Here is an 11,077-nt window from a genome sequence, read left to right on the forward strand (position 1 = left end):
TAGTACCTTGCGCTAACCATTTAGCATTGGTTAATTTCTTCGATTCTTCATCAAAGATTTCAACAAATACACGGCCGATAATTTTACGCTTAGTTTCAGGATCATTTTCGCCAGCCATTTGCTCTAGGAAACGATTTTCAGCGTTAACGTGAACAATGTTTAGACCGAAACGATCACCAAACATATCCATTACTTGCTGACCTTCGTTTAAACGAAGTAAACCGTTATCAACAAATACACAAGTCAGCTTATCACCGATTGCACGTTGTAATAACATAGCAACAACAGATGAATCTACACCACCAGATAAACCTAGGATAACTTCATCATCACCGATTTGCGCTTTCATACGCGCAATCGCGTCATCAATAATTGAAGTTGAAGTCCAAAGTCCGTCACAGCCACAAATGTCTTTGGCAAAGTGAGAAAGCATACGCTCACCTTGACGAGTATGTGTTACTTCTGGGTGGAACTGCACGCCATAGAAACGTTTTTCTTCGTTTGCCATCGCAGCAAACTGACAAGTCGCTGTATTAGCAACTGTTACAAAGCCTTCTGGAATAGCAGAAACTTTATCACCGTGGCTCATCCATACGTCTAATAGTGCTTTACCTGATTCAGATACTGCATCTTCGATAGAGTTGAATAGCGCAGAAGGCGCTTGCATTTCGATTTGTGCATAACCAAATTCGCCTTCGCCAGTACCTTTGATGACTTTGCCACCAAGTTGCTCAGACATTGTTTGCATACCGTAACATATACCCAATACAGGTACGCCTGCGTTGAATACATATTCAGGTGCACGAGGTGAACCCGCTTCAGTTACGCTTTCTGGGCCACCAGCAAGGATAATACCGTTTGGATTGAATTCACGGATTGCCGCTTCATCTACATCCCATGTCCATAATTCACAGTAAACACCGATTTCACGGATACGACGAGCGATTAACTGCGTATATTGAGAACCAAAGTCCAAGATTAGGATTTTTTGCTCATGAATATTTGTGGTCATTAAAGATATTCCTGTAAATATATTTAGTTGTTATGTTTATAATAATAGTAAGAGGAGACATTTGTCTCCCCTTGAATTATCAGTTTCGAACTATCTATTTTGCTAAAACTAACTTAGTTTGAACGGTAGTTTGGCGCTTCTTTAGTCATGATCACATCATGAACATGGCTTTCTGTGATACCAGAACCAGTAATACGAACAAATTCAGCTTTGGTGTTCATGTCATGGATAGTTGCACAACCAGTTAGACCCATTGAAGAACGAATACCACCCATTTGTTGATGGATGATTTCTTTCAATTTGCCTTTATAAGGAACACGACCTTCAATACCTTCAGGTACTAATTTGTCAGCAGCGTTTTCTGATTGGAAGTAACGGTCAGATGAACCCTTAGACATAGCGCCTAATGAACCCATACCACGGTATGATTTGTATGCGCGGCCTTGATAAAGTTCAACTTCACCAGGTGCTTCTTCTGTACCAGCGAACATAGAACCAACCATTACACATGCTGCACCAGCAACAAGTGCTTTCGCGATATCACCAGAGAAACGGATACCACCATCAGCGATAACTGGAATACCAGTACCTTCTAATGCTGTTACTGCATCATTAATCGCTGTGATTTGTGGCACACCAACACCGGTAACGATACGAGTAGTGCAGATTGAACCAGGGCCGATACCAACTTTAACACAGCTAACGCCAGCTTCTACTAGTGCTAGAGCACCTGCGCCAGTTGCTACGTTACCACCGATGATTTCTAAATCAGGGTATGCAGCGCGTGTTTCTTTAATACGGTTTAGGACACCTTGAGAGTGGCCGTGCGATGAATCAATTAATAGAACATCAACACCCGCTTCTACTAATGCGTCGATACGTTCGGCAGTAGAACCACCAGCACCAACAGCAGCACCTACACGTAAACGACCTAATTCGTCTTTACATGCATTTGGTTTTTTCTCTGCTTGTTTAAAATCTTTAACCGTGATCATACCCGTAAGTTTAAAGTCTGCGTTTACAGCAAGTACTTTTTCAATACGGTGTTTGTGCATAAGACCAAGTACTTCTTCACGAGAAGACTTTTGTCCAACAGTCACTAAACGATCTTTCGGCGTCATCACAGATTCAACTAGGGTAGTTAAATCATCCACAAAACGTACATCACGACCAGTAATGATACCCACTAGGTCATTGGCTTCGGTTACTACAGGAAAGCCAGCAAAACCGTATTGCTTAGCTAGTTCAGCTACATCAGCAATAGTCATATCAGGTTTTACAGTAACGGGCTCAGCAACAATACCACTTACATATTTTTTAACTAAACGTACTTCTGCAGCTTGACGCTCAATTGACATGTTCTTGTGAACGAAACCAATACCACCTTCTTCAGCTAACGCAATCGCTAAACGACCTTCAGTTACAGTGTCCATCGCAGCAGCAAGCATAGGTATGTTTAAACTAATATTTTTAGTTAGTTGAGTTTTTAGGTTCGCATCGTTCGGTAGAACAGTTGAATGAGCAGGTACAAGTAGTACGTCATCAAAGGTAAGGGCTTCTTTGGCAATTCTTAGCATGGGCAATATCTCACCTTGTAAAGGTATAAAATGGACGACATAATTGGTACAAATATTGCGGACGAAGTATATGGATGGTTTGAGGTAAAAGCAAATTATATTTCAACTTTTTCTAGTTATTATTGATCTTTGTGCCTATTAAAAAGCAAATCTGCTACAATATGTCGACATTATTCCATCTAATTTTAACCGCTTAACGCTTAGAGAGCCCTATTTTGAACAATGAAAATATTTATACAGTGACTCACTTAAATGCCAGCGTTAGGCAACTGATTGAATCTGAGATGGGCACCTTGTGGTTAACCGGTGAGATATCTAATTTTGTGGCGCCCGCTTCTGGGCATTGGTATTTATCCCTTAAGGATAGCCGCTCACAAGTACGCTGCGCGATGTTCAAAGGTAACAACCGTCGAGTGACATTTCGCCCTGCTAACGGTCAGCAGGTATTAGCCAAAGTACGTGTGACTATGTACGAACCCCGTGGCGAGTATCAGTTAGTAATTGAATCATTAAGCCCTGCGGGGGATGGTTTATTACAACAACAGTACGAACAGCTAAAAGCCTCGTTAGATGCACAAGGCTATTTCGCCCAAGCCCATAAGCAAGCCCTGCCGTTACATGCTAAGCGCATTGGTATTGTCACTTCGGCAACAGGCGCGGCGGTACATGATATTCTAACCGTACTAGAGCGTCGTAGTCCGAACTTACCGGTGATCATCTATCCGACGTTAGTACAAGGCGCACAAGCTGCTCCAGCGATTGTTAATGCCATTAATATTGCCAATCAACGTAACGAAGTCGACCTGTTAATTGTTGGTCGTGGTGGTGGTTCCTTAGAAGACTTATGGTGCTTTAATGAAGCCTCTGTAGCACAAGCCATTTTTAACAGTCAATTACCAATTATCAGCGCTGTTGGCCACGAGATCGACGTCACTATCGCTGATTTCGTCGCCGATATGCGCGCCCCAACACCTTCTGCAGCGGCAGAATTGGTCAGCCAAGATCAAGCCCATTTACAACAGCAAGTGACGAACCTTAGCAACCGTTTAAACAAAGCCATACAAAATCAGCTAGCAAGAAAACAACATCAACAACGCTACTTACAGCAATCTTTGATGAGTCAGCACCCGCAGCATAAACTGCAGCAGCAAAGTCAAAAACTCGATGAACTAAACTTACGCTTGAACCAAGCCATTAATCGTCATATTAGTAAGCAGAAGTTACACTTAAGCCAACTAACGGGTCGCTTACAGTCTCGTTCTCCAGTACATAAACTAACGGCAATGCAGCAACAACAAGCTAACTTACAGGCGCGTTTACACAGTGCCATGCAACGCCGCCTACAACAGGAACAAAATCAATTACAAAACTTGGTGCAACAACTACAAACAGTCAGCCCATTGGCAACCCTGACACGCGGTTATTCAATAACCCAAAATGACAAGCACCAAGTCATCACATCAGTGAGTAAACTGAAACCTGGCGATAAGTTAATTACCCGTTTTACCGATGGTGAAATACAGTCGACCATAGACCCATCTTAATTCGCCCTTAAAATTAAGTTTTAATATGTGATTCAAATCAAACATTTAAATTATAAATCGTTGATAATAAGATCTCGTGATATCGGCTGCATGGTCGGTAACCTAGCTAACAGTCATAGATATTACAAGGCAGTCAAACATGAAATCGATTAAAACCATTTACTCTTCCTATTTCATTGCATTTATTTTAGTCGTTATGGGGCTAACAACCATAGGTATTAAAACGTTTGTCTCGCCACTGTTACTCGAAAATGAATCCCTTATTCTATCCATTATCCTTGCAGGTCAACTCTCGCTCATGCTGGCAATGATTGGTTTTTGCTATTTTATATTTAGACGTTTATCACAACGCCTAATCGTATTACGTGAACATATTGACTTACTGTCCCAAGGTAATGCTGATTTAACGACTCGCGTGACCATTAAAGCAAACGATGAAGTTGGCGATATTGGTCACTCAGTGAATAACTTTATTAACTACTTGCACACATTAATGCTATCCGTGAATAATTCATCAGTAAAAATTTCGGATTCGTTAATACAAGTCGAAGATCAAACACAACTCACACACTGCATTATTTTAGGTCATGTGAAAGAAACCGAGCAAGCAGTAACCGCGATGGAAGAAATGAGTACCACGGCAAATATTGTGGCAACTAACGCCGCAGAAGCTGCGACGTCCACTCAACAAGTGCATGACTCCGTTTCTCAATCTAAATCAACAGTGGTGCGCGCATCAAGTAATGTACAGACATTACTTGATGATGTTGAAGACACCGTCGTCAACATCGAAAGTATGGCGCTACATACTCAGCAAATCAGTGCGGTGTTAACCGTGATAGGTGAAATCGCTGAACAAACCAACCTATTAGCATTAAATGCGGCGATTGAAGCAGCGCGCGCCGGTGAACAAGGTCGTGGTTTTGCCGTGGTAGCCGATGAAGTCAGAGCATTGGCGGCACGTACACAAAACAGTACATCTGAAATTAATGCAATGTTGGCAAAGCTTAATTCGGGTGTTAATGCCGTTGTTACTGCGATGGATAAAACCAAAGAGCGCTGTATAACCACGGCCGCAGATACCCAAGAAGTAAATCAAGATCTCAATAATATGGAAGCGGCTATTTCAACCATCAGTGAACTGACGATTCAAATAGCGTCTGCAGCAGAAGAGCAGAGTACCGTTAGTACCGAAGTAACGCGAAACATGACTGAGATACAACTCATCGTCAACGAACTATCAAATAATGCAGAACATACCACAACCACGACTCATGAGCTCGGGACCATGAATACAGAGTTAAAAGATGTGGTAGATAAGTTTAATTTATAAAATATCAATCACTGACTAGCACAGAACATCAGCCTTGTTTGTTTATCGCCAACAAGGCTTTGTTGTCTTTACCGCAGCCCTAATCAAAAGTAACGAGCTTAAAATGTGGGTTAGCGACGGTTACTGCAAGTGTTAATATCGTATCAAGCACAATCAATTGAACCGTGCCATCGATGTGCATTTCTATACACTCCTCTCGAGCGTCATTACGCTTTGTATCAACGCCGACGCCCTCGATTTCAATACCTGATTTAAGGATTAATTTAATTGGGTATCGGTGCATACATACTATTTCAATGTAGTCATATTGTTCGCATTTAATCATCATAACTCCTCATCATGATTACCCTTGTTTTAGCTATATTATCTCTGTATTCGTCCGACATTAGCGGTGTTCGTTATAGCGTAGATATTTCGCTGGTGTTGAGCCTGTATGCTGACGAAAAAAACTAATAAACGCGCTATCACTGGTAAAGTCTAAATCGAATGCGACCGTCGAAATACGCTGGCCTTCCGCTAATCGCTCGATGGCATTAAGCAACCGCCATTGCTGCCGCCACGCTTGATAAGGCATACCAGTTTCCCGAGAAAATATGCGACTTATGGTTTTACCACTAGCACCCACCTCCGCTTGTAATAAGTTTAGTGGTTGCGGAGGCAAGTCATTTGCCATTAGCGCCGTTAACCATGTTTGTAATCGTGGATCTTGTGGTAACGGTAGGTGTAACTGCTGCACAGGGGCCACAGCCAGTTCGTCACAAAATAACGCTAGGGTATTGGCTTGTTCTAGTTCCGGTTTATCCCAATCCCAAAATGCCATACGTTCAATCAGTGCTTGTAATAATACATTCACTTCGACAATACACATAATCGTCGGTAATAACGTCGCCAGCTCTGCGCTGAAATATAATGAACGGTACGCCACCACATTACGCATACGCGCGCAGTGCATCATCCCCGCAGGGATCCAAGCAGCACGTGTCGGCGGTAATACCGATTGCATGTCATCGAGGGTAATACTGATACAACCTACGGGTGCATATAATAATTGACCTTTATTGTGCTTGTGCATACCCGAGTCATGCTGACCAATATCCGTGGCAATACCTATGACCTGATTGGTTAACGTATCCGCATTAAATGGCTGGCCTTCTGAAATACTTGCCATGCTTGTCCTATTTTTGATGTTTATTGTTCTAATGTTTGTAATGCGAAAAGCCATCATAACTATAATGACCGCACATTAATAATAATTAGCACCATCGTATTAACGCATAAACAACTATGATGTGATGAATACTGATGTACTGGAGCAAAAAGTATGAATAAAAAACCCCACATAGGCCTTATATTGGCTTTAATGATGTTTCCACAAATTGTCGAAACCATCTACAGTCCGGTATTGCCACACCTTGCAAACAGTTTCGATGTCAGCATTCATACCGCGACGCAAACCTTGTCTATCTACTTTAGCGCATTTGCATTGGGTGTCATCTTTTGGGGACGTATCGCCGATCTGATTGGCCGTCGACCGGCTATGCTAATTGGCTTATGCACTTACGGGTTAGGGTCTATATTGGCGCTAGTCGCTACGGATTTTAATATGGTGATGGTGGCCCGATTTACGTCTGCATTTGGCGCAGCAGTCGGTTCAGTCGTGACTCAAACTATGCTGCGAGATAGCTATAACGGTCATGATTTAGTTAAAGTGTTTACGCTAATGGGCATGGGAATCTCACTGAGTCCGGTTATCGGTTTAATATCAGGTGGCTTTATCGCTGAGTACACGGGTCATTTGGGCGTATTTTCAGTGTTACTTATACTGGCTATATTATTATTTATAGTGACACTTAAAGCATTGCCCGAAACGCGCCCAGACAAGATAGTAAAAGTTAACTTAATGACTTTACTCATGCGAATGCTGAAAGACAGTGACATTCGTTACAACGCTATTTTGGTCGCCCTGTTTAATTTGGTGTTATTTAGCTATTACTCACTGGCGCCATTTATCTTTAACAGACTCGATTTTAGTTCGATTGAATTTGGCTACACCGGCATCGCATTAGCGTGTGGTAGTTTACTGGGCAGCTTGCTTAACAAACGTTTGCTACAAGCCCACTATACATCACAGTCATTACTACGTTTAGCCTGTAGTTTAGTATTGTGTGGCAGTGTCGGAGTTTATTTACTGCAAGACAGTGTCTGGTTATTAGCCCCTATGCTAATTGTCGTGATGAGCTATGGTGTTGCCATCCCCAATATTCTTGCTCACGCACTCGCGCAATATAAAGACGTGGCAGGCTCTGCAGGCGCAGTATTTGGCTTGTTCTATTATTTACTGTTAGGGGCAGGATTGGCGGTCACAGGGATATTAAATAACCTAGGCTTGGTGCTGATCCTCGCGGCTGTCATTATCTTAATCTGTACTGTTCAGCTTAATAACAACAAACGCTAAGTTAACCTAAACGTTTCGTCCAGTTACCGGCGTTATCGCGAGTGCAATTTTCTTCACTGTCGAATTTCACTTGCTTGCTGATATTCTTGAGTTTCACATCAACCGCGTTAAGCGCTTGGCTCAATAACCCCTGCAAACGCAGGTCTTGTTTTGATGTAGTTAACTGAGCAATATCAGCATTGGTCGCAAACACACAAATTATTTTTAACGATGCCGGAAAGTTCGCGTAATTAACGGTATGTGTTAGCCATTGGAATCCCTGCAGATCCTCTTTTACATCTTCGCAAACATTGGTCAGTACTTTGCATAAATTGTTATCAATTTTCTTTTCTGTTTTAGTCATGTTCGGCCAGCTGTTCGTTTCTAAATGTTGATAGCACTATCCTACCGTAAATCAGACGCTATAAACAATAAAACCAGCCCGAAGGCTGGTTACGCTAGCTGTTATAACAAATCTGACTATCAAAATACTGGGGTTAATTAAACCCCAATTTCACTACCATCATTTTTACGAATAATCACCGTTGCGGCACGCGGTCGAATACTGGTATTAGCCGGTGTGACCACTGTTGCATCACTGCTATACGGCCAGTTGGCTGGATGCTGAACATTCAAGAACAGATCTGTTTGTGCGGGACTAAACGCTAACCCCGTTACTTCCGCGCCATTTGGACCAACAAAAAAGCGTTTTAGCGCCGTTTGGTTATCACTGTTGATGGTATCTAGCTCACCCGAAGCTGTAGTTAACTGACTTGGTATTACAGCCAACATCTGATCATTAGTGTATTGCGTTAATTCAGGGGCACCATTATCGGTTTGCACCCACATGATACCGCGAGCATCAAATGCTAATCCATCGGGGCTAGCAAATTGATTTAACGTTTTTAATCCAGAAATATTCACGTCAGGTGCACCATTTTCTGGAGCACCAAACACAAAGATATCCCAGTTAAATTGCGTTGCATTGTCGCTTTCTTGCCAACGAATAATATGGCCAGTACTGTTATTTAATCTTGGGTTCGCCTGATTGGTTTCCGTAGTACGCTTAGTATTATTGGTTAACGTCATGTAAACCGCGCCATTAACAGGATCAACAGCCGCCCATTCAGGGCGATCCATTGGTGTCGCACCGACAAGATCCGCAGCCCCTGCAGTATTAAGAATAATACCAGCCAAGCTTGAGAAGGTATCAGCAAGTGTGCCACCTTGAGTCGTCGTACTGTTCATTGTTAATGGCAACCAAACACCAACACCGTCATCGTCAAAACGCGCGACATATAGCGTGCCTTGATCCATATATTTTTCACCCACAGTTAAACGATCTGTTCGAGTCGCGTCAGCGGGATCCCACAGCGCATCTGAAACAAATTTATAGATGTATTCAAAGCGAGAGTCATGACCAGAATAGAATACGATTGGGCTGCCTGCTGTCACTTTGCCATAAACACAGCCTTCATGGCGGAAGCGGCCGAGAGCTGTTCGTTTCACTGCGCGAGATTGATTATCATAAGGGTCTATTTCAACAATATAACCGTGACCATTGGCTTCATTGCGGTAGTCATCACTCGCGCTCGCGCCTTTGTTCGTAATATCAAAACGGCTAAACTCATCGGCTACTTCATCAAGATGACCGGCTAAATCATCCCAGCCATAACGCGTGTTGTTATCATCAATACCGATACGTTCCTGATCGGGTGTTTGCGTACCAGTATTGACGAAGTAACCAGGCCAATTTTCTTCACAAGTCAGATAAGTGCCCCATGGTGTATAACCATTACCACAATTATTCAACGTACCACGTACTTTATCCCCCTCTGCAGAGAAAGCCGTTTCGAGTAATGCTTTATCAGCAACCGGACCGCGAATATCCATCACCGTAGCACCAGTAAAGCGGCGGTTGTGGCTATCATTCTTTACCACATCCCAAATACCATTGGTTAACTTGATTCGTATTACAGTCACGCCATGGGCATTAATTTCTTTACGTACTTCGTCGACAATTATGCGTAAGCCATTGCCATCTTTGCTAGGCCCTGTTGGGTGTAATGCAGTTTGATCTATGTATTCGTGATTAATACATAATAAGCCATCGGTAGAACTCCCGTTTAATGGGAAGTAATGCATGCCATCGTGATGCATACCCAATGAATTAGCTTGATCGAGAGCGGTGTTACTACCATCTGCTTGCCACTCTTGGGCAACATCATTCAGCGGTGTGCCCCAAGGTGCAAACACTTGTGCCGTGTAACCTTTTGGTACAACGACAGCGTCTAATTTAGCCCCCGGGATTGAATCAAAACCAAGTGTAGGCGTTACTGTATCAACGGCTGTATCACTGCTATTGCAGCCCGTTAAACCGACGCTACTTAGCATCCCCACAGCAGCCATACCGACACCCGTTCTTAATATACTGCGGCGCGATAGCTCTCTATCCAAAACGGCTGAAAATGGTTCGTTATGGCTATTATTATACTTAGTTGGGTCGAACGTATCCTTGCTCATGGTTCCATATGCTCACTTATTGTTTAAGACCGCTATAAACTAACAAGTGTTTGTGTGTTTTATGTTTCAGAAATGTGATGTTTTTTATAAGCTTTTATTCAATACCACAGAGAATCAGCTCTGAGTGACTTTCCGAACTCTCACACATGCCTAGATGATGCTATATTGTTAATAATAGGTTTCATTTATGGTGGTAAAATGACGTCACGCATTCTCTTTGCATTCATGATTGCTTCTTCAAGTGTGGCCGCGTCTGAGCGTTCCACCATCACATTCGCCCTCGATAATGATGGCATCTATGGCGTTGACCAAGATTATACCAACGGTATTTTTCTCTCATATACTTCCGGTGCAATAGACGCACCTTCGATACTGACGCCTTTAAGTCTATCAATATGGCGAGCCTCTGCTTTAGATAAGCTAGAGTTCACGCTTGGTCATAAAATGTGGACGCCTTCAGATATTGAAGCGACGAAACCTACCGCTAACGACCGCCCTTATGCGGGTTATTTTCATGCTGAATTTAATTTCATTAGCCTTCATCCACAACAAACGCAGCGATTTAACTTAACGTTTGGTGCTACAGGCGAAAATTCATTTGCAGATCAGGCACAAAAACTTGTGCATAGCATTACCGGATCTGATGTTCCAAAT

Annotated in this window: 10 protein-coding genes; 4 read left to right on the forward strand and 6 right to left on the reverse strand. The window is 42.7% G+C overall.

The features are described 5' to 3' along the window. Both guaA and guaB read right to left on the reverse strand, forming a co-directional pair. The coding region (gene guaA, locus QNK26_RS18730) for a glutamine-hydrolyzing GMP synthase (protein WP_319225658.1) at nt 1–1,012 on the reverse strand (1,012 nt) is incomplete at its 3' end. 113 nt (nt 1,013–1,125) lie between these two features. Continuing rightward, nucleotides 1,126–2,589: an IMP dehydrogenase gene (gene guaB / locus QNK26_RS18735; protein ID WP_319225660.1), complete on the reverse strand. Its 1,464-nt coding sequence runs from the start codon at nt 2,587–2,589 to the stop codon at nt 1,126–1,128. A gap of 230 nt (nt 2,590–2,819) precedes the next feature. Between guaB and xseA the strand changes: the two genes are divergently transcribed. Next, a complete protein-coding gene (gene xseA, locus QNK26_RS18740) occupies nt 2,820–4,133 on the forward strand; it encodes an exodeoxyribonuclease VII large subunit (RefSeq protein WP_319225670.1) in 1,314 nt (437 codons plus the stop codon). Nucleotides 4,134–4,272: 139 nt separating this feature from the next. Beyond that, nucleotides 4,273–5,466, forward strand: coding sequence for a methyl-accepting chemotaxis protein (locus QNK26_RS18745; protein ID WP_319225661.1), 1,194 nt, complete (start codon nt 4,273–4,275; stop codon nt 5,464–5,466). Between the two features lie 79 nt (nt 5,467–5,545). Here QNK26_RS18745 and QNK26_RS18750 read toward each other — a convergent pair whose 3' ends face one another. Together QNK26_RS18750 and QNK26_RS18755 are read right to left on the reverse strand one after the other, a co-directional pair. Continuing rightward, a complete protein-coding gene (locus QNK26_RS18750) occupies nt 5,546–5,791 on the reverse strand; it encodes a Rho-binding antiterminator (protein ID WP_319225672.1) in 246 nt (81 codons plus the stop codon). A gap of 60 nt (nt 5,792–5,851) precedes the next feature. Then, nucleotides 5,852–6,634 (reverse strand): helix-turn-helix transcriptional regulator, encoded by a 783-nt coding sequence (locus QNK26_RS18755; RefSeq protein ID WP_319225662.1) that lies wholly within the window; start codon nt 6,632–6,634, stop codon nt 5,852–5,854. 153 nt (nt 6,635–6,787) lie between these two features. Here QNK26_RS18755 and QNK26_RS18760 point away from each other — a divergent pair, with 153 nt between their 5' ends. Continuing rightward, a complete protein-coding gene (locus QNK26_RS18760; protein ID WP_319225664.1) occupies nt 6,788–7,921 on the forward strand; it encodes a multidrug effflux MFS transporter in 1,134 nt (377 codons plus the stop codon). A gap of 1 nt (nt 7,922) precedes the next feature. Here QNK26_RS18760 and QNK26_RS18765 read toward each other — a convergent pair whose 3' ends face one another. Next, on the reverse strand, nt 7,923–8,264 hold the full coding sequence (locus QNK26_RS18765) for a Fis family transcriptional regulator (protein WP_319225666.1): 342 nt from the start codon (nt 8,262–8,264) through the stop codon (nt 7,923–7,925). Between the two features lie 137 nt (nt 8,265–8,401). Beyond that, a complete protein-coding gene (locus QNK26_RS18770; RefSeq protein WP_319225667.1) occupies nt 8,402–10,423 on the reverse strand; it encodes a PhoX family phosphatase in 2,022 nt (673 codons plus the stop codon). 198 nt (nt 10,424–10,621) lie between these two features. On the opposite strand from QNK26_RS18770, the gene QNK26_RS18775 reads away from it, so the two are divergent. After that, nucleotides 10,622–11,077, forward strand: a 456-nt coding sequence (locus QNK26_RS18775; RefSeq protein WP_319225669.1) for a lipid A-modifier LpxR family protein, incomplete at its 3' end; no start/stop codon positions are given.

The sequence above is a fragment of the Moritella sp. genome (genome assembly GCF_033791185.1).
Lineage (GTDB): Bacteria > Pseudomonadota > Gammaproteobacteria > Enterobacterales > Moritellaceae > Moritella.